Origin of the sequence: Kitasatospora sp. NPDC056731, assembly GCF_040687675.1 — a bacterium.
In the GTDB taxonomy this organism is placed as follows: Bacteria; Actinomycetota; Actinomycetes; order Streptomycetales; family Streptomycetaceae; genus Kitasatospora.
Genome location: NZ_JBFBNR010000020.1, coordinates 121,434 through 138,966 on the forward strand (window position 1 = coordinate 121,434; position 17,533 = coordinate 138,966).

Annotated in this window: 19 protein-coding genes; 9 read left to right on the forward strand and 10 right to left on the reverse strand. The window is 74.0% G+C overall.

Going from position 1 to position 17,533, the window contains the following annotated elements; all coding sequences use genetic code 11:
• Window positions 1-56: 56 nt before the first annotated feature.
• Window positions 57-560 (forward strand): DinB family protein, encoded by a 504-nt coding sequence (locus AB0R04_RS22040; protein WP_363373642.1) that lies wholly within the window; start codon window positions 57-59, stop codon window positions 558-560.
• 139 nt (window positions 561-699) lie between these two features.
• Complete coding sequence (locus AB0R04_RS22045) at window positions 700-1,605, forward strand: phosphotransferase (RefSeq protein ID WP_363373645.1); 906 nt, start codon at window positions 700-702, stop codon at window positions 1,603-1,605.
• A gap of 20 nt (window positions 1,606-1,625) precedes the next feature.
• Here AB0R04_RS22045 and AB0R04_RS22050 read toward each other — a convergent pair whose 3' ends face one another.
• Genes AB0R04_RS22050 through AB0R04_RS22060 form a run of 3 tightly spaced genes read right to left on the reverse strand, consistent with a single transcriptional unit; the run spans window position 1,626 to window position 3,794 of the window.
• Window positions 1,626-2,027 carry a TIGR03618 family F420-dependent PPOX class oxidoreductase gene (locus tag AB0R04_RS22050; RefSeq protein WP_063350534.1) on the reverse strand — a complete coding sequence of 134 codons (402 nt, stop codon included), beginning with the start codon at window positions 2,025-2,027 and terminating at the stop codon, window positions 1,626-1,628.
• Between the two features lie 55 nt (window positions 2,028-2,082).
• A complete protein-coding gene (locus tag AB0R04_RS22055; protein WP_363373647.1) occupies window positions 2,083-2,712 on the reverse strand; it encodes an MBL fold metallo-hydrolase in 630 nt (209 codons plus the stop codon).
• Window positions 2,709-3,794 (reverse strand): S-(hydroxymethyl)mycothiol dehydrogenase, encoded by a 1,086-nt coding sequence (locus tag AB0R04_RS22060; RefSeq protein ID WP_363373649.1) that lies wholly within the window; start codon window positions 3,792-3,794, stop codon window positions 2,709-2,711. Before AB0R04_RS22060 ends, AB0R04_RS22055 begins: the two co-directional genes overlap by 4 nt.
• A 623-nt stretch (window positions 3,795-4,417) precedes the next feature.
• On the opposite strand from AB0R04_RS22060, the gene AB0R04_RS22065 reads away from it, so the two are divergent.
• From AB0R04_RS22065 to AB0R04_RS22075, 3 genes are all read left to right on the forward strand, one after another.
• Window positions 4,418-5,635, forward strand: coding sequence for a cytochrome P450 (locus tag AB0R04_RS22065; RefSeq protein ID WP_363373652.1), 1,218 nt, complete (start codon window positions 4,418-4,420; stop codon window positions 5,633-5,635).
• A complete protein-coding gene (locus AB0R04_RS22070; RefSeq protein ID WP_079136117.1) occupies window positions 5,632-5,895 on the forward strand; it encodes a ferredoxin in 264 nt (87 codons plus the stop codon). The genes AB0R04_RS22065 and AB0R04_RS22070 overlap by 4 nt, the downstream gene beginning before the upstream one ends.
• Window positions 5,896-6,028: 133 nt before the next feature.
• Window positions 6,029-7,213, forward strand: coding sequence for an MFS transporter (locus AB0R04_RS22075; RefSeq protein ID WP_363373654.1), 1,185 nt, complete (start codon window positions 6,029-6,031; stop codon window positions 7,211-7,213).
• On the opposite strand, the gene AB0R04_RS22080 is transcribed toward AB0R04_RS22075, so the two are convergent.
• The 4 genes from AB0R04_RS22080 to AB0R04_RS22095 all read right to left on the reverse strand — a co-directional run bounded on the left by AB0R04_RS22080 (window position 7,194) and on the right by AB0R04_RS22095 (window position 11,550).
• Window positions 7,194-8,099, reverse strand: a complete 906-nt coding sequence (locus tag AB0R04_RS22080) for a LysR family transcriptional regulator (RefSeq protein ID WP_363373657.1) — start codon at window positions 8,097-8,099, stop codon at window positions 7,194-7,196. The two genes, AB0R04_RS22075 and AB0R04_RS22080, sit on opposite strands and share 20 nt — an antisense overlap.
• A 9-nt stretch (window positions 8,100-8,108) precedes the next feature.
• The gene (locus AB0R04_RS22085; RefSeq protein WP_363373659.1) at window positions 8,109-9,389 is read right to left on the reverse strand and encodes a phosphotransferase; all 1,281 of its coding nucleotides are present in this window, start codon (window positions 9,387-9,389) and stop codon (window positions 8,109-8,111) included.
• Window positions 9,390-9,483: 94 nt separating this feature from the next.
• Window positions 9,484-10,341: a PhzF family phenazine biosynthesis isomerase gene (locus AB0R04_RS22090; protein WP_363373661.1), complete on the reverse strand. Its 858-nt coding sequence runs from the start codon at window positions 10,339-10,341 to the stop codon at window positions 9,484-9,486.
• 111 nt (window positions 10,342-10,452) lie between these two features.
• Window positions 10,453-11,550, reverse strand: a complete 1,098-nt coding sequence (locus tag AB0R04_RS22095; RefSeq protein WP_363373663.1) for a DUF5937 family protein — start codon at window positions 11,548-11,550, stop codon at window positions 10,453-10,455.
• Between the two features lie 169 nt (window positions 11,551-11,719).
• On the opposite strand from AB0R04_RS22095, the gene AB0R04_RS22100 reads away from it, so the two are divergent.
• From AB0R04_RS22100 to AB0R04_RS22115, 4 genes are all read left to right on the forward strand, one after another.
• A complete protein-coding gene (locus AB0R04_RS22100) occupies window positions 11,720-13,018 on the forward strand; it encodes an MFS transporter (RefSeq protein WP_363373666.1) in 1,299 nt (432 codons plus the stop codon).
• Between the two features lie 123 nt (window positions 13,019-13,141).
• The gene (locus AB0R04_RS22105; RefSeq protein WP_363373669.1) at window positions 13,142-13,945 is read left to right on the forward strand and encodes an MBL fold metallo-hydrolase; all 804 of its coding nucleotides are present in this window, start codon (window positions 13,142-13,144) and stop codon (window positions 13,943-13,945) included.
• A 6-nt stretch (window positions 13,946-13,951) separates the two neighbouring features.
• Window positions 13,952-14,383, forward strand: coding sequence for a nuclear transport factor 2 family protein (locus tag AB0R04_RS22110; RefSeq protein WP_063350525.1), 432 nt, complete (start codon window positions 13,952-13,954; stop codon window positions 14,381-14,383).
• 165 nt (window positions 14,384-14,548) lie between these two features.
• Window positions 14,549-15,820, forward strand: coding sequence for an FAD-dependent oxidoreductase (locus tag AB0R04_RS22115; RefSeq protein ID WP_363373671.1), 1,272 nt, complete (start codon window positions 14,549-14,551; stop codon window positions 15,818-15,820).
• A 110-nt stretch (window positions 15,821-15,930) separates the two neighbouring features.
• Here AB0R04_RS22115 and AB0R04_RS22120 read toward each other — a convergent pair whose 3' ends face one another.
• The 3 genes from AB0R04_RS22120 to AB0R04_RS22130 form a co-directional block, all read right to left on the reverse strand.
• Entirely contained in the window at window positions 15,931-16,335 is a 405-nt protein-coding gene (locus AB0R04_RS22120; RefSeq protein ID WP_363373674.1) for a hypothetical protein, read from the reverse strand.
• 228 nt (window positions 16,336-16,563) lie between these two features.
• The gene (locus tag AB0R04_RS22125) at window positions 16,564-16,968 is read right to left on the reverse strand and encodes an NUDIX domain-containing protein (protein ID WP_363373676.1); all 405 of its coding nucleotides are present in this window, start codon (window positions 16,966-16,968) and stop codon (window positions 16,564-16,566) included.
• 72 nt (window positions 16,969-17,040) lie between these two features.
• Window positions 17,041-17,277, reverse strand: coding sequence for a hypothetical protein (locus AB0R04_RS22130; protein ID WP_363373679.1), 237 nt, complete (start codon window positions 17,275-17,277; stop codon window positions 17,041-17,043).
• Between the last annotated feature and the right edge of the window lie 256 nt (window positions 17,278-17,533).

Below are 17,533 nucleotides of genomic sequence, written 5' to 3' on the forward strand. Positions count from 1 at the left end.
CGGGGCCCGGCCACCGGCCCGGCGGCACTGTCGGTGACGGCTGGTACGGTCCGCCCATGATGAAGCGCGTACCGTTCACCGGTGCTGAGAAGGAGAGTCTGCACGTCGCCCTCGACCGGCACCGCGACGCGGTGCTGTGGAAGCTCGACGGCCTGGACGACGAGCAGCTGCGGCGGCCGATGACCCCGTCGGGGACGAACCTGCTGGGCCTGGTCAAGCACCTGGGGGGTGCCGAGCTGGGCTGGTTCTGCGAGGCGTTCGGCCGCGGGACGGGGCCCCTGCCCTTCGACCTGGAGGCCGACGAGACCTCCGACATGAGGGTGGAGCCGCACGAGTCCACCGAGGACGTCCTGGCGTTCTACGCCCGCGCCCGCGCCGCCGCCGACCAGGTGATCGGCGAACTCGACCTCGACGACCTGGGCAAGGCCTGGTTCGGCGACGCCGTGTCGCTGCGCTGGGTGCTCATCCACATGGTGACGGAGACCACGCGGCACGCGGGCCACATGGACATCCTGCGCGAACTCCTCGACGGCGCGGCCGGCGACCACAACCGGGGCTGAGCCGGCAGGGGCCGCACCTGCGCCATCCCGCGTCATCCCGCGCCATCTCCGGTGAACGCCTGACGTGCCCGCCCGGCGCCTTCACACTGGTGGCGAAAGACGCAGGCCGACCTGCGACCGCGAAACCCCGAAGGTGCACATGAGTGAGCGATTCGCCGCATTGGACGACCTGGCCGAGCGGTGGGGCCTGAGCGGCCTGGAACTCGTCGGCAAGGGCCTGGAGTTCTCCGTGTTCCGGGCGCAGGCGCGGGACGGCCGGCCCGTCGCGGTGCGGCTCGCACGCCAGCGGTTCGAGTCGAACGCCAACGACCCCCACGTGGACACCCGGACCCTGCTCCGGCAGGAGTACGTCATCGCGAAGCACCTGGCCGCCCACAGCCTGCCGGTCGCGCAGCCGAGGGAGCTCGTCCTGGCGGACGACCCGGCCGCCCCCGATGTGCTGCTGTCCGCCTACGTCCCCGACGACGGCTCGGACCTCGACTCCTTCGAGCTGGGTCACCTCCTCGCGCGGCTCCACCGGGTGCCGCCGCCGCAGCTGCGGCCCGTCGCGGCAGAGGGAACCAGCACGGCGGCGGCGATCGCCGCACGCATCGGGCGCCGCTGGGCCGAGATCGGCCGCCGCGTCGACGACTGGCCCGAGCCGCCGGCCGCTTCCCTGGTCGCCGGCCACCTCATCGGCTGCACCGAGGACAGCCTGCTGCACCTCGACGTGCGCAGCGACAACATCCGCCGCCACCAGGGGCGGGCGGTCGCCCTGCTGGACTGGTCGAACGCCCTGCTCGGGCCCCCGGCCCTGGAGTTCGGCCGACTCGTCGAGTACGCCCGGTACCCGGAGAACGGCCTCGACCCGGCGGCGGTCCGCAGCGGGTACGCGAGGACGGCGACCGCCCCGGCCGACGACGATCCGTGCCTGGTCGTGGGCCGGCTGGACGCCGCGCTGATGCTGGCGCTCGTCTTCCTCTCCGAGGCGCCCGACTCCGGCCGCGGCCCCGCGGCGGCCGACCACGCCCGCGAACTCGCGCTCAGGATGGGCGCCGGCCGCTAGGGCGCCCGGGAGCAGGGCTCTCAGGGCCGGCCGAGGACGCGGTCGACGGCGATCTCGATGACCACCCGGTCCGGGTTCGCCCGGGGTTCGCGGTAGCGCTCGGTGTAGCGCCGCTCGGCGTCGGCGACCTGCTCCGGCTCGTCCCGGACGACGGCCACGCCCTCCAGGGTCGACCAGCGTGCCCGGTCCACCTGGCAGACCGCGACCCGCAGGCCCTGCGGGCCGGCCGCCGCCACGTTGCGCGCCTTGCGGCTGGTGCGGCTGGTGATCACCCGGGCCGTCCCGGTCTCCGGCTGGTACGTCACGCCGACCGGCACCACGTGCGGCGAGCCGTCCGGGCGAGCGGTGGTCAGGGTGGCGATGTGACGCTCGCGCCAGAAGGCGAGGAAGGCGTCGTCGAGGTCGCGGGGATCATGGGCCATGATCGCGATGCTACGGCCCCCGGAGCACGCGGCGTGCTCCGGGGGCTGTTCGCGGTCAGTGCCCGCGGGCGATCCAGTCCGGCAGGGCCGGGGCCTCGGCGCCGATGGTGGTCGGGTCGCCGTGGCCGGTGCGGACCACCGTCTCGGCCGGGAGCGACAGCAGCCGCTCGCGGATCGAGTCGATGATCGTCGGGAAGTGCGAGAACGACCGGCCGGTCGCGCCCGGGCCCCCGTGGAACAGGGTGTCGCCGGTGAAGACGGTGCCGAGCTCCGGCGCGTACAGGCAGACCGCGCCCGGGGCGTGGCCCGGGGTGTGCAGGACGGTCAGCTCGGTGCCGGCCACCTCGATCCGCTGCCCGTCGGCGAGTTCGCCGTCCGGCAGGCGCTCGGGGTGGGTGAGCTTCCACAGCGGCAGGTCGTCCGGGTGCAGCAGGATCGGCGCGCCGGTGCGGGCCGCGAGGGCCGGGGCGGCGTCGATGTGGTCGTTGTGCGCGTGGGTGGAGACGATCGCCAGCAGTCGGCGCCCGCCGAGCGCGGCCTCGATCGCGTCGGCGTCGTGCGCGGCGTCGATCACCACCGCCTGCTCGTCGTCGCCGACGATCCAGACGTTGTTCTCGACCTCCCAGCTGCCGCCGTCGAGTTCGAAGGTCCCGGCGGTGACCAGCCGGTCGACGCGGGGGGTCACAGGACCACGACCGAACGGAGCACGTCGCCCTGGTGCATGCGCTCGAACGCCTGCTCCACCGCGTCGAGTTCGATGGTCTCGGTGACGAACGCGCCGAGGTCCAGGCGGCCCTGGAGGTGGAGGTCGATCAGCATCGGGAAGTCCCGCGAGGGCAGGCAGTCGCCGTACCAGGAGGACTTCAGCGCGCCGCCGCGGCCGAACACGTCGAGCAGCGGCAGCTCCAGCGTCATCTCCGGCGTGGGCACGCCGACCAGGACGACGGTGCCGGCCAGGTCGCGGGCGTAGAAGGCCTGCTTGTACGTCTCCGGGCGGCCGACCGCCTCGACCACCACGTCCGCGCCGTTGCCGCCGGTCAGCTCCCGGATCGCCTCGACCGGGTCGGTGCTGCGGGAGTTGACGGTGTGGGTGGCGCCGAGCTTGCGGGCCGTCTCCAGCTTGCGGTCGTCGATGTCGACGGCGATGATCTTCGACGCGCCCGCCAGCCGCGAGCCCATCACGGCCGCGCCGCCGACGCCGCCGCAGCCGATCACCGCGACCGAGTCGCCGCGGCCGACGCCCCCGGTGTTGATGGCGGCGCCGATGCCCGCCATCACACCGCAGCCCAGCAGGCCGGCGACGGCCGGCGAGACCGCCGGGTCGACCTTGGTGCACTGGCCGGCCGCGACCAGGGTCTTCTCGGCGAACGCGCCGATCCCCAGCGCCGGGGACAGCTCGGTGCCGTCCAGCAGCGTCATCTTCTGCTTGGCGTTGTGGGTGTTGAAGCAGTACTGCGCGCGGCCGCGCCGGCAGGCGCGACACTGGCCGCACACCGCACGCCAGTTGAGGACGACGAAGTCGCCCGGCTCGACCTCGGTGACGCCCTCGCCGACCGACTCGACGACGCCCGCCGCCTCGTGCCCGAGCAGGAACGGGAACTCGTCGTTGATACCACCCTCGCGGTAGTGGAGGTCGGTGTGGCAGACCCCGCAGGCCTGGATTTTGACCACCGCCTCGCCCGGCCCCGGGTCCGGCACCACGATCGTGGTCACCTCCACGGGCGCGCCCTTGGCGCGCGCGATGACTGCCTTGACCTGCTGGGCCATCCGATTCCACCTCCGTCGGCCGATGCGGCTCTGCACCGGCGTGACCTGCGACAAACGACTGCCCACGAAGCGTAGCGCCCGTAGCGACGGGCGCCGACGGGGCGGGCCCGGTGATCCGGCTCACCGCACCGGCCGCAAAGGCGTCATATGCCGTCGAGATATCCGCCGGACCCCCCGGCGTGGCCCGCAGGGCAGGGCGCGCGGGCGCCGCCGAGCGCCCGTCAGCATGCCTCGAAGTGCCCGGAAAGGAGCGCCGTTGGCTGGAAGTGCCGCTGACGCGCGCACCGCCGCCCACGTACGGTCGTAGCAGAAGCGGTCCACGCGACCACGCTCAGCACATCCGCCCCACCCGACGGTGCGCCACCGCGCGCCGTCCGCGCCGAGGCGTACCGACCGTACGCCGTCGCACGATTCGCGCCATCCCCCGTTCCGGTCCGCGTTCGCCTTCGCTTCCGCCTTCGATCCGCCGTTCGTCCCACCTGATCCGCCGTTCGTCCCGGTCCGCCGAACCCGGCCCGGGCCGAGCCGCCCGCCGGCCCGCCCCACCCGTCCCCGCACCATCCCGGTTCCACCCCCCGTCGGGCCGTCACGTACGGCCCCCCGCCCTGGAGTCTGGAGTACGGATGTCCGCCGAGAACAGTGCGACCGGTGCCGGAACCGGCACCGTCCCGCTCATCCCGATGCACTGCCTGCGCCGCCTGGAGCCCGGCCCGCCCCGGCTCGCCGCGCTGCCGACCGGCACGCCCGTCTGGCTGGTCAGCCGCCACGCGGACGTGCGGCAGGTGCTGACCGACCCGCGCCTGGGCCGCGCCCCGCTGTACGCGCCGGACGCGCCGCCGATCACCCTCGTCCCGAACATCCTCGACAGCCCGCAGGGCCTGCTGAACATCGACGGCACCGAGCACCAGCGGCTGCGCCGCACCGTGCAGCGGGCCTTCACGCCGCGCGCCATCGCCCGCTGGCGGCCCTGGGTCGCCTCGGTGGTCGAGGCCCTGATCGACGAGATGATCGACCACGGCTCCCCCGCCGACATCGTGGCCGGCTACAGCCGCAAGCTGCCGGTCCAGGTGATCACCCGGTTGATGGGGCTCGACAACCTGGACGGCAAGAAGCTCTCGCACTGGAGCGACCACGCGCTCTCGGCCACCGCCTACACGGCCGAGGAGATCGCCACCGCCATGGCCGAGTTCGCCGGCTTCGGCGCCGCGGTGATCGCCGAACGCCGCGCCGACCCCGGCGAGGACCTGGTCAGCAGCCTGCTGGCGGCCGCGGCCGAGGACGGCTCGATCACCGAGGAGCAGTTGGTCACGCTGGTCATCGGCCTCGTCGTGGCCGGCCACGAGACCACCATGACCAGCCTCGGCAACGCGCTGGTCTACCTGCTCACCGAGGACCGCGCGGCCTGGCAGCGGCTCGCCTCCGACGAGGCCAGCGCGACCGCCGCGACCGAGCAGATCCTGCGCGCCGTCCCGCTCGGCGACTCCCAGCACCTGCCCGGCCTGCTGCGTCGCACCATCGAGGACGTCGAGATCGGCGGGGTGGTCATCCCGGCGGGCAGCGTCGTCGCCGCCGACACCGTCGCCGCCAACCAGGACCCGACGGTCTTCACCGGGGACCTGCTCACCGAGCTGTTCTCCCCGCTGGCCGCGCCGATGCTGACCTTCGGCGCCGGGCCGCACCACTGCCTGGGCGCCTGGCTGGCCCGGATGGAGCTCGAACTCGCCCTGCACCGCCTGGCCCGCCGGCTGCCCTCGCTGCGCCTGACCGGGCCGGTCGAGGAGATCGACTGGCGGCGGGGCCTGCTCACCCGTAGCCCCGAGACCCTCCAGGTCGCCTGGTGACGGCCACGCCGGGGACGGGCGCCGACGCGGTGGTGGTCCGGGTCGACCGGGACCGCTGCATCGGCTCCGGGATGTGCGCCCTGAGCGCCCCCGGCTCGCTGGCGCTCGGCGCCGACGGGCTGGCCGAGCCGGTGGCCGACTACGCGGCCGACGGCGCCGAGCTGACGGAGGCGCTGGCCGACGCGGTCGACTTCTGCCCGGTCGAGGCGCTGACCCTCTACTCGGCCGCGGGCGGCTACCGGATCGCCCCGGCGGAGTGACCACGCCCCCGGCGCCGCCTGCCGCACCACGGCGGGCGGCGCCGGGGGCGTTCCCGGATCTATGAGCCTGGCTAATCGACGGATGAGCTCATCGATCTTGTTCCGCCCTCGGCGCGGCTGATGGGCTGGCCCCATGACCGACGCCGACACCCTCGCGCCCCCGGCCGCCCCCGGCAGCCCGCCCCGCTGGGCACCGATCACCGCCGTGGCCCTCGCCACCTTCACCGTGGTCTCCGCCGAGATGATGCCCGTGGGGCTGCTGACCCCCGTCTCGAAGACCCTCGGCGTCTCCGACGGCGTCACCGGGCTCTCCCTGACCATCACCGGGCTCCTCGCCGCCGTCCTGTCCCCGTTCGTTCCCACGCTCATCGGGTTCCGGGACCGCAAGCACGTGCTGGTCGCCTTCATGCTGCTGCTGTCGCTGGCCAACGCGCTCACCGCACTGGCCCCCAGCTACCCCGTCCTGGCCGCCGCCCGCGTCCTGCTCGGCCTCGCGATGGGCATCGTGTGGGGCATCACCGCGGGGCTGGGCCCGCGCCTCGCCGACGGGCCGCGGATCGCCCTCGCCACCACGCTGATCTTCTCCGGCGTCTCCATCGCCTCGGTGCTCGGCGTCCCCCTCGGCACCTACCTCGCGGCGCTGCTCGGCTGGCGCTCCGCGTTCTGGGCCCTCGCCCTGCTCGGCGCGGTGTCCGCCGCCGTCCTCGCCCGCACGCTCCCCGCCCTCCCCGTCCACGAGCGCGGCCGGCTCGACCGGATCGCGGACGCGCTGCGCAGCCGGGGCGTCGCCGCCGGACTCGCCGTCACGGCGCTGGTCGTGCTCGGCCACTTCACCGGCTACACGTACGTACGGCCGGTGCTCGAACTCGACGCGGGCCTGAGCAGCGGCGTCATCGCCGCCTGCCTGCTGGTCTACGGACTGGCCGGCGTCGCCGGGAACTTCACCCTCGGCCCGGCGGCCGGCCGGCGCCCCAAGGCGACCGTGGCCACCGCCCTCGCGGGCGTCGCGCTCGCCACCGCCCTGCTGCCGCTGCTCACCGGGAGCGTGGTGGCGGTGCTGCTCGCGCTCGTCGTCTGGGGCGCCTCGTACGGCGGGGTCTCGATCTCCACACAGACCTGGGTCCGGATCGCCGACCCCGCCCGGATCGAGGCCTCGGCGGCGCTGTGGGCGGGCGTGTTCAACGCGAGCATCGCGCTGGGCTCGCTCGCCGGCGGGCTGGTCATCGACCGGGCCGGGACCCACGCCGTGCTCCTCACGGCGGCGCTGATCACGGCGGCCGGACTGCTGCTCGCCGCCGTCACGCGCCCACGGCGGTGAGCGCCCGTACGAAGGCCCCGGCCAGCGGGTGCGGCCGCCGCTCGCCCTGCACCACCAGCAGCGTGGACGGTTCCAGGCCCGGCACCGGCAGATAGCGGATGTCCGGCCGCTGGACGTACGCCGTGCTCGCCTCGCACAGCAGCAGCCCCCGGCGGGTGCTGGCCACCGTCGACAGCCCCTCCTGGAGGGTGGCCGCGCCCGCCGGGTAGGCCAGTTCCCGCCCGTCCGGCGCCTGCCGCGGGGCGTTCGCCCGGCGCCAGTAGTCCGGGGCGGGCCCCCGCGGTTCGATCAGCGCCAGCCCGGCCAGTTCGTCCGTGGAGACGCTCGCCGCCCCGGCCAGGCGGTGCCCGGCGGAGAGGGCGACGTACATCGGCTGCCGCGAGAACTCCAGCAGCACCCGCAGGCCGTCCTCCCGGCACGGGGACAGCACGATGGCCAGGTCGATCTCGCCCCGGCCCAGGTGGGAGAACGGATCACCCCAGGACAGTTCGACGAGCTGGGCCGCGCCCTCCGGAAGGCCCGCGATCGCCCTGGCCACCGGCTCGTACACGGCGCACTGGAACCCCAGGCGCAGCGGCCGGTCCGTCGAGGCGGCCCGGGCGCGGGCCGCCTCGAAGCCCTCCCGGAGCCGGTCGACGGCGGGCACCACCTGCTCGGCCAGCTCGCGCCCCAGCTCGGTCAACTCGACCCGTCGGCTGGTCCGTTCGAACACCGGGGCGCCGACCCGGCCCTCCAGCCGCTTGATCAGCTGGGAGACCCGGCCCTGCGAGACGCCCAGGAGCTGCGCCGTCCGCCCGAAGTGCAACTGGCGCACCAGGGCGGAGAAGCATTCCAGCTCCTGGAGCGGCAGCTCCGGGAGCACGGGGCCTGGCGTCGTCCGATCCACCCCGGCAGTCTAGGGCGCGTCCTCGGTGTTCTGACCCGTGAGGTCGGGAACGCCGCAGGCCAGCGCCGCGCGCAGCTCGGCGGCCGGGTCGCCCGCGTGGTACGGGCGTTCGCTCTCCTCGATGTGGTCCAGGAACTCCTGGTAGCGCAGCGCGTAGGACAAGTGGTAGAGCGGTTCGACCAGCTCCAGCGCGCGCCACGGCCGGGATCCGGGCGCGTGCTCGCTCCAGGCCTTCAGCCAGACCTCGACGAGGTGCTGCCAGCGCTCCGGCGCGAGGTAGGCGCGCGGGCGCAGCCCGTCCAGGGCGGGGTGGCCGAGGTAGGAGTCGGCGTAGTCGACGACCACCGGACGCTCGCCGTCGGAGCGCCAGTTGCCGGGGTGGAAGTCGCCGTGCACCAGGGTCTCCGGGAGGCCACAGTCCGCTAACTCCTCCAGCAGTACGGGCAGTTCGGCGACCAGTCGGCGGACGCCGGCCAGCTCCCCGGGCGTCAGGTCGGTCTCGCCGGGGAGCCGGTCGAGCAGCGCCTGCGCCTGGGCCAGCAGAGTGCGGGGCGTCCGGTCGCGCAGCCCGGCCGTCGCCGCGCGCCCGTCGGCGGCCAGCGCCGCCTGGGCGGCGACCAGCCGGGGCACCACCTCCTCGACGGTGTCGAGGGACGGCACCCAGCAGTCCTCGCCGGGCACGTGGTCCAGCAGCAGCCGCCCGCCCGCCGGGTCGGCGGCCAGCACCGGCGGCACGAGCCCCGGGTCGACGCTGCCGAGCAGCGCGATCACCTCGCCCTCCCGGGCGTTGAAGGCGGGCGTCGTGGTCTTCAGCCAGGCGTCGCGGCCGGTGGCCGTCGGGAGGCGGACGAGGCCCGACAGGTTCCAGGTCCGGATCTGCCGCGCCGGGCCGGCGACCGGCCGGCCGGCCCCGGCCAGCTCCGCCTCCGCCCAGGCCAGCGCCTCCCCCAGCCCGGCCGGCGTGGCCCAGGCCGCGCGGCGCTCGGCGGGGCCGAGCAGCGCGGCCGTCCCGGCGTCCAGCGGCCGGGCCTCGACGGCCGTCGGCCGCTCCAGCGCCTCGGCGTGGTACCACACCTGCCCGCCGTGGCCGCCGCGCCCGCCCTGCTCGCTCCGCCCCTCCACCAGCCGCAGCACCAACACCGGCACCCCGGCGAGTTCGGCCGCCCGCGCTCCCACCCCGTCCACCGACGACCACCACCCGCCCGCCGCCTCGAACGGGCCCACCGGGCCGAAGTACTCGCCCCCGTGGGTGAGATGGACCGTGACGGTGCGTTCGTTCGCTCGCTGCATCCGGGCAGCTTCGCCCACCCGGGCCCCGTATGCGAGCGAATTTCCGGACGCCCACGGCCGGGACCGGGCCGGGACCGGGCCGATCGCGTTCGCGCTACGGGATCGCCACCGCCGCGCCGGACACCCGGATCCGGCTGTCCGCCGTCCGCAGTTCGACGTGGAGCACGCCCGGGCGGCCCAGGTCCTCGCCCTGGTGGAGGGTCAGCACCGTCGGGGCCGCCGCCGCGCCCTGCTCCCGCAGGTAGGCGCCGAAGGCGGCCGCGGCTGCGCCGGTGGCCGGGTCCTCGACGACGCCGCCGACCGGGAAGGGGTTGCGGACGTGGAAGACGTCCCGGGCCTCGCGCCAGACGAGTTGGAGGGTCACCAGGTCGCGGGCCCGGGTGTAGGCGGCGAGGCCGTCGAAGTCGTAGTCGAGGCGGGCCAGGCGGTCGCGGGTGGCGGCGGCGAGGACGAGGTGGCGGGCGCCGGCGTAGGCGATCCGGGGCGGCAGGGCCGGGTCGAGGTCGGTGCGGGCCCAGCCGAGCAGGGCGAGGACCTCGTCGACGTCGGCGCCGGTCACGTCCTCCACCTGCGGCTCGACACTGGTCAGGGTGGCGCGCAGGACGCCCTCCGCGTCCTGGTCGACCTGGACGGGGACTTCGCCCGCGGCCGTCGTGAAGACATACTGCCCGGGGCCGGTGCGGGCGGCGAGCGCGACGGCGGAGGCGACCGTGGCATGGCCGCAGAACGGCACCTCGGTGAGCGGGCTGAAGTACCGGACTCCGTAGGCGCCTTCGGTCGCTCCCGCGGTCAGGAAGGCCGTCTCGGAGTAGCCGAGCTCGGCGGCGATGGCGAGCATCCGCTCGTCGGTCAGGCCTGCGGCGTCGAGTACGACGCCCGCCGGGTTGCCGCCCTCGGGGCGGGTGGTGAAGGCGGCGTAGCGCAGGATGCGGGGTGAGGCGTCGTCGGTCATGCCCGGACGAACGCGTTCCGCTCCCCTGCTGTTCCCGCTCACCTGTTCCCGGTCACCTGTTGCCGGTCACCTGTTGCCGGTCCGCCGGTCCGCCGGTCACCACGACACCGGTCACCGCAGCAACGCCTCCAGGAAGTCCGAACCGAGCCGGGCGCTGCCCGGCAGGTCGAGCTGGTAGAGCATGTACCGCCCGCGCCGCTGGGTGATGAGCAGCCCCGCCTTGCGCAGGACGGCCAGGTGCCGGGACACCTCAGGCGCGCTGAGCTGCCAGGTGGTGGCGAGTTCGCCGGTGGTGTGCGCGCCGCGGGCCATGGTGCGGGCCAGGCGCAGCCGGACGGGGTGGGCGAGGGCTTCCAGCCGCTGCTGGACGAGGGCCAGCGAGACGGGTTCGGGGATGCCCGCCTCGGCGACGGGGTACTGGAGGACGGGACGCCAGCCGGGGGTGTACACCACCACGAGGTGGGGCCGGCCGAAGGCGGTGGGGATGAGGGTGACGCCGCCGCCGTCGGTGCCGCTGGTGGCGTTGTCCTGGAGCTTGTCGACGACGATCCGCCGCCGCCCGTCGGCGCTCTGGTCGAGGGTGACGGAGGGTGAGACCGCGGCCAGCGCCTCGGCGGGGCCGCGCCGGGCCAGCAGGTCGGCCTTGCGCCGGGCGTCGGCGGCCAGGGCGGGCAGGACGCGCTGCCAGGCGTCGGCGAAGAACGCCGACTCGCAGTCCTCCAGCATCCGCCGGACGAGGGCCCGGACGGCGGGCGGGTCGGCGAGCAGCCGGTCCGCGAAGGCGGCCTGCCGGGGGCCCCGGGCGAGCGCGAGTTCGCGGGCCCGCTCGTTGGCCACCGGGTCGGTGAGCGGGGAGGGCGCTCGGCGGGCCGACCGGGAGGAGCCGCAGGTGGTGACGAGGGCGGCGGCGACGTACAGCTCGTCGTCCATCCGGTCGACGGCGTCGAGCTCGGCGGCCAGGGTGGCGCCGGGCAGGCCGGGGACGAGGAAGTCGGCGCGGGAGGAGCGCCAGAGGAAGTCGGCCTCCAGCAGCCGCTCGGACAGCACCGGCGGGATCGTCGCGGCGGTGCTGGACGCCCAGCCGTGCAGCGCGGGGTGGTGCGCGGGCTCGGCAAGGACGTCCAGCATCGCGGTCAACTCGCCCAGCGGGGACGGCGTGAAGAGCAGGCGCTCGTCGGGCAGGCCGGTGATGTCGATGGTCACGCTCATGCGCCCGCCGTGCTCCTCCCGGCAGGGGCGTCCGCCCACCCGCGCCTCTTGATGATCGGTTCACTCACGACGGCGATCCTGCCACCCGCCCGGATCCGCTCCCACGTCGATTGACGGTTAGCGTCAATCGACGTGCCCGGCGGACCGGACAGGGCGGACGGTACCGGCCATGAGCCTGATCCAGGAGAAGTCCGTCCATGACCACGCCGCCGCCCGTGACCACGCCGCCGTCCGCGACGGCCGGCCGCCGGCCCCGCCGATCGGTGCGAGCCGCCGGGGCCCGTTCACGCTGCTGCGGCTGCTGACCGCCGCGGGCGGGCCCCGGTACGCGGCCGCGCTGGTGGTGGACGCGGTGGGCTCCGGCCTGCTGCGGCCGTTCCTGCTGCTGTACGGGATCGGGGTGCTGCACCTGGGCGCGGCGGCGGCGGGGCTCACGATGTCGGCGGGGATGGTGGCGGGCCTGCTGGTGGTGCCGCTGACCGGCCGGTGGATCGACCGCGGCGCCCGGACCCTGCCGGCGGCGGCCACCATGGCGGTGCGGGCGGCGGGCGCGCTGGCGCTGCTGGTCGCGGACGGCCTGCCGGGGTTCGTGGCGGCGTCGGTGCTGATCGGGGTGGGCAGCCAGTCCTGGCCGACCACGCACACGGCGGTGGTCAGCACGCTGACCGAGGGCCGGCTGCGGGACGCCGCGCTGGCGGCCGGGCGGTCGCTGCGCAACGCGGGGCTGGGCGCGGGGGCGCTGCTGGCCACGCTGGTGGTGACCGGCGGGGCGGGCGCGATCCGGGTGCTGGCCGGGGCGACGGGCGCGGCCTGCCTGGCCGCCGCCGCGCTGGTGCTGTCGCTGCGGGTGCGCGCGCCGCACCGGGCCGCCGACCGGGCGGTGGACGTGCGGGAGCAGGGCGAGTCGCTGCGGCGGATCAGCCTGCTGAGCCTCGCCAACCTGCCGTACGCGTTCTGCTTCGACGTACTGGAGGTGGCGCTGCCGGCACTGCTGGTGCTGCACCTGCACGCCTCCCCGGCGTGGTCGTCGGGGGTGTTCGTGGGCAACACGGTGCTGGTGGTCGCGCTGCAGCTGGTGCTGGTGCTGCGGCTCGCGGACCGTTCGCGGCGGGCCGTGCTGGCCGCCTCGGGGGTGACGCTGGCGCTGGCCTACCTGGGGTACTGGGCGGTCGGGTCGCTGGGCGGCACGGCGGGCGCGGCGGGCGTCGCGGCGGTCTCGGTGGTGTTCACGCTGGGCGAGATCCTCTACACCGGTGCGGGGACGGCCCTGGTGACGGCCGCCGCCCCGCCGCACCTGCTGGGGCGAGCGCTGGCGCGCTGGGAGCTGTCGTCGGGCGTGGGCCAGGCGGCGGCGCCGGCGGCGCTGATGGCGCTGCTGGCGGCCGGTCCGGGGGTGCTGTGGCCGGTGCTGGCCGGGGCGACGCTGCTGGGGGCGCTGGCGGTGCTGCGACTGGCCCCGAGGACGTGAGATCCCCGGCGCGGGTCGGATCGGGCCCGCTCCCGCCCCCGCAGCTCCTCCGGATGCGGAGCGCACCCGCAAGGCCGATGCTGGCGGCGAGGCGTGCCCGGCAGGAGGAAGGACAACAGACCCATGAGTGCTCTCGACTTCGAAATCATCGACAGCCCCGACAGCTCGCTCAACAAGACCTCCGTCCTGGTCACCGGCCCGCAGGACGCCCTGCTGGTGGACGCCGGGTTCACCCGCTCCGACGGCCGCCGGCTGGTGGAGCGGATCCGCGCCGCCGGCAAGCGGCTGGCCGCGGTCTTCGTCAGCCACGGGGACCCGGACTTCTACTTCGGCGCCCAGGAGGTCCAGGACGCCTTCCCGGAGGCACGGTTCCTGGCCACCGCCTCCACCGTCGAGCACATCCAGGAGACGTTCGAGGGCAAGCTCAAGGCCTGGGCCCACCTCGGCCCCGAGCTGCCCACCCGGCTGGTCCGCCCCGAGGTGCTGCACGGGGACGAACTCGTCTTCGAGGGGCACCGGTTCGAGCTGCGCGGCGCCGACTTCCACCTGCCCGACCGGCACTACCTCTGGCAGCACCACCACCACGCCGTGCTCGGCGGCGTGCTGCTCTTCGAGGGACTGCACGTATGGACGGCCGACACCCCCGATCCGGCCCAACGCGCCGCCTGGATCGACCTGTTGGACGGGATCGAGGCGCTCGAACCACAGTTCGTCGCGGCCGGCCACCGCACCGCCGGCGCGGCCACCGACCTCACCTCCGTCCGCCACACCCGGGACTACCTGCGCGCCTTCGAGACCGAGATCGGCCGGGCCCCGGACGCGACCGCCGCGAAGGAGGCGCTGGAACGGCGCTTCCCCGACCTGGGGCTGAAGATCGCCGTCGACCTCGGCACCAAGGTCGCCATGGGCGAGATGGCCTGGGGCTGAGCGACGATGATCGAGATCCCGAGGGACACCGCCTCGTTCGCCGAGTCCTCCGCCCCGGCCGACGTGGTCCGCCGCCAGTACCTGGCCTCCGCCCACGGCGACCTGGCCGCGCTGCGCGCCACGCTCGCCGACGACGTGGAGTGGACCGAGATGGCCGGCTTCCCGCTGGCCGGCACCTACCGCACCCCGAAGGGCGTCACCGCCAACGTGATGGAGCGCCTGGCCGCCGCCTGGGAGAACTGGACGGCGCACGACGACACCTACGTGGTCGACGGCGAGAACGTGGTGGTGCTGGCCCGCTACACGGCCGTGCACAAGGCCACCGGAAAGCCGCTCGCGGTGCGGGTCGCCCACCACTTCACGGTGCGCGGCGGCCGGATCGTCCGCTTCGAGCAGTTCGCCGACACCGCGCTGGTCCGGGAGGCGATGACCCCGTAGCGGGCCCGTAGCGGGTTCCTTGACCGCGCCCGCAGCGGTTCGCGCACCGGTTCGCGCTCACCCGTACGGGGGAGCGCGGCGCGGCGCGCCCGGCACGGCCTCGACACGCCACCCGGACGGCGGCAGGCTGGCCCCTGATTCCGGCCGGAGAGCGAGGAGTTCAGCATGGGCACGGGCACGGCGGGAACAGCGGGAACGGCGGAGGACGGCGGGCGCGAGCGGCCGATCGTGATCGTCGGGGCGTCCCTGGGCGGCGCGAAGGCCGCCCAGGCGCTGCGCGAGGCCGGGTACCGGGGCGGCATCGTCCTGATCGGCGACGAACACGAGCGCCCGTACGAGCGGCCGCCGCTGTCGAAGGGGTACCTGCTCGGCAAGACGCCCCGGGAGAAGATCTACGTCCACCCGCCGCAGTGGTACGGGGAGCAGAACGTCACGCTGCGACTGGGCACGGCGGTGGCCGCGATCGACCCGGCCGGACACACCGTGACGCTCACCGACGACGGCCAGGTCGAGTACGCCAAACTGCTGCTCACCACCGGCTCGACCCCACGCCGGCTGCCGGTGCCGGGCGCCGACCAGGACGGCGTGCTCTACCTGCGCCGGGTCGAGGACAGCGACCGGATCAAGGCCGTGCTGCGCCCAGGCGCCCGGATCGCGGTGATCGGCGCGGGCTGGATCGGCCTGGAGGTGGCGGCCGCGGCCCGGGAGGCCGGCACCGAGGTGACGGTACTGGAGGCCGCCGAACTGCCGCTGCTGCGGGTGCTGGGCCGGGAGGTGGCGCAGGTCTTCGCCGATCTGCACCGCGACCACGGCGTCCAGCTGCGGTTCGGCGTCGAGGTCACCGAACTGACCGGCTCCGGCGGCACGGTGAGCGGCGTGCGGCTGGGCGACGGCACCACGGTGCCGGCCGACGCGGTGGTCGTCGGCATCGGCATCACCCCGGCGACCGGCCTGGCCGAGGCCGCCGGGCTGGAGGTCGACAACGGCGTCAAGACCGACCAGCAGCTGCGCACTTCGGACCCGGACGTCTACGCGGCCGGCGACGTCGCCAACGCCTACCACCCGCTGTTCGACACGCACCTGCGGGTCGAACACTGGGCCAACGCCGTCAACCAGCCGCAGACCGCCGCCCGCGCGATGCTCGGGCACCCGGACGCGGTCTACGACCGGATCCCGTACTTCTTCAGCGACCAGTACGACGTCGGTCTGGAGTACGTCGGCTACGTCGAACCGGACGGCTACGACCAGGTGGTGTTCCGCGGCGACCCGGCCACCCGCGAGTTCATCGCCTTCTGGCTGGCCGCCGGCCGGGTCCTGGCAGGCATGAACGTCAACGTCTGGGACGTCACCGACCCGATCCGCGAACTCGTGCGCTCCGGCCGGACGGTGGACCCGAAGGCCCTGGCCGACCCGGACACCCCGCTCGGCAAGATCTGACACAGGGACGAACACCCGTCGTCCGCACCACCACGCGGATCGTCCGCCTCTGACCCCCAACGCAACGATGCCCCTCCCCGTTTCGGGGAGGGGCATCTGAAGTCAGTCCCTCAGCACTGGGGGAGGCCGTTGCTGCCTCGCGCGTGCCACAGGTCATAGTTGTCGACATATGCGCCATACACATAGTCGTGGAAATCCTGCCCGCCAACGGAGGAACCGGAGTGGTAGTACTCGCTGGTGATGTAGTACCACACGTTGCCCTGGTGGGCGATGTCCTCGCCAGTCGTCCAGCAGTAGACGTTTACCTGATCCCCGGGGGCAAGGTCCTGCTTGACGTCGTCCTTGTTGTTCGTCCAGGGCGTCCAGTACAGGCCAGCGTGGTGGCTGGTGTTCAGGGTGACCCAGCGGTCCCCGGGAGCCGCATGGGCGGGTCCGGTCGTCAGCGCGAGCCCGCCGACGGCCAGGGCGCCGGCCACGGCAGTCCGCACCAGACGCTGCCTCAGGTTCCGTTTCATTCTGGTCCCCCCGTGAAGATCGGTGCCGACGCCGCTGATGCCACCAGCCTCGACACTGAGCTTGGCAGCTTGCCCGCCATCCGACAACGGCCAGTTCGCGCCAGCCCCAGACCCGTTACGGCAAACGCACCTTGCTCATGTCACTCCAGGCCAGGTAGACCACCTGACCCTGAAACACGAAGAAGCCCCTCCCCGCGAGGGGAGGGGCTTCTTCGTGTTTCAGGCCGGCTACCAGCCCACCACCGAGAATGGTTCGCCTTTCAGATACCGGCTGATCCCGGCCTCGTTGTAGGGCTGGGTGTTCTCCGGAAGATCGTTGAGTGGGTACCACCCGACACCGGCACACTTGTGGGGTTCGGCGTTGTACGGTTCGCCGTTCCACTCGGAGGCGGCGAGGAACCAGCCGACGCGCGCCTCTCCCTCTGGGTTGCGGTAGTGCATGACATGGACAACCCGAACGGCCTCTCGGTGAACTTCCACGCCCACCTCCTCGCGGGCTTCGCGGATCGCTGCCGAGATCACGTCCTCGTCCACGTCGACCTTCCCACTGGGGAGATTGAGCAGGCCGTCGCTGTAGCCGGTGTTGGCTCGTTCGGCCAGCAGGACGAGGCCGTTCCGTTCGAGGATGATCATGGCGTCGTTGATCGGGCGTTGGGGCTGCAGCAGGTCCTCCGGAGGTATGTCGTAGGAGGACGATAGGCCACCTCAGTGGGCGTTGATGCCCAGGAGGTGGAGGTGCTTGGCGATCCACTCGACGCGGGCCTGGGTGGTGAGGCCCTGCGGGAGGTCGAAGATCGGCACGTTGGTGGCCCGGATCGCCTCGTAGACGGCCGCCTCGGTGGCACTCTGGAGATCAAGCACCTTGCCGCGGAACTGGTCGCCACCGGCCTCCTGGTCGTAGTGGTCGCGGCAATGGACCACGGCGGAGTACGTGATGGGCATCCAGGCCTTACAGAGGGACTCCATCGAGCGAAGGACTGCGCGCACCTGCGGGTCGAGAACCGGTTCAGCGTTGTCTCGGTTGGCAACCAACACGGCCAGGTCGGAACACAGTTGGCGCCCAGTGACGAGGTCGGCGTCCGCGGATGTTCGGGCGATGGTGTCGGCCGCGGAGGCTACGAGTTCCCCAGTCTCGCCAGCGCCCTCGACGTACATGCCGACGCACCCAAAGGGGAGTTGAGCAGCGGATCCACATCGC

Bases quoted from the DNA above. Each gene is read 5' to 3' on its own strand.
- AB0R04_RS22040 (WP_363373642.1), top strand. From the start codon at position 57: ATGATGAAGCGCGTACCGTTCACCGGTGCTGAGAAGGAGAGTCTGCAC.
- AB0R04_RS22125 (WP_363373676.1), bottom strand. From the start codon at position 16,968: ATGATCATCCTCGAACGGAACGGCCTCGTCCTGCTGGCCGAACGAGCC.
- AB0R04_RS22110 (WP_063350525.1), top strand. From the start codon at position 13,952: ATGATCGAGATCCCGAGGGACACCGCCTCGTTCGCCGAGTCCTCCGCC.
- AB0R04_RS22045 (WP_363373645.1), top strand. From the start codon at position 700: ATGAGTGAGCGATTCGCCGCATTGGACGACCTGGCCGAGCGGTGGGGC.
- AB0R04_RS22085 (WP_363373659.1), bottom strand. From the start codon at position 9,389: ATGCAGCGAGCGAACGAACGCACCGTCACGGTCCATCTCACCCACGGG.
- AB0R04_RS22120 (WP_363373674.1), bottom strand. From the start codon at position 16,335: ATGAAACGGAACCTGAGGCAGCGTCTGGTGCGGACTGCCGTGGCCGGC.
- AB0R04_RS22050 (WP_063350534.1), bottom strand. From the start codon at position 2,027: ATGGCCCATGATCCCCGCGACCTCGACGACGCCTTCCTCGCCTTCTGG.
- AB0R04_RS22065 (WP_363373652.1), top strand. From the start codon at position 4,418: ATGTCCGCCGAGAACAGTGCGACCGGTGCCGGAACCGGCACCGTCCCG.
- AB0R04_RS22100 (WP_363373666.1), top strand. From the start codon at position 11,720: ATGAGCCTGATCCAGGAGAAGTCCGTCCATGACCACGCCGCCGCCCGT.
- AB0R04_RS22090 (WP_363373661.1), bottom strand. From the start codon at position 10,341: ATGACCGACGACGCCTCACCCCGCATCCTGCGCTACGCCGCCTTCACC.
- AB0R04_RS22115 (WP_363373671.1), top strand. From the start codon at position 14,549: ATGGGCACGGGCACGGCGGGAACAGCGGGAACGGCGGAGGACGGCGGG.
- AB0R04_RS22060 (WP_363373649.1), bottom strand. From the start codon at position 3,794: ATGGCCCAGCAGGTCAAGGCAGTCATCGCGCGCGCCAAGGGCGCGCCC.
- AB0R04_RS22095 (WP_363373663.1), bottom strand. From the start codon at position 11,550: ATGAGCGTGACCATCGACATCACCGGCCTGCCCGACGAGCGCCTGCTC.
- AB0R04_RS22105 (WP_363373669.1), top strand. From the start codon at position 13,142: ATGAGTGCTCTCGACTTCGAAATCATCGACAGCCCCGACAGCTCGCTC.
- AB0R04_RS22130 (WP_363373679.1), bottom strand. From the start codon at position 17,277: ATGCCCATCACGTACTCCGCCGTGGTCCATTGCCGCGACCACTACGAC.
- AB0R04_RS22075 (WP_363373654.1), top strand. From the start codon at position 6,029: ATGACCGACGCCGACACCCTCGCGCCCCCGGCCGCCCCCGGCAGCCCG.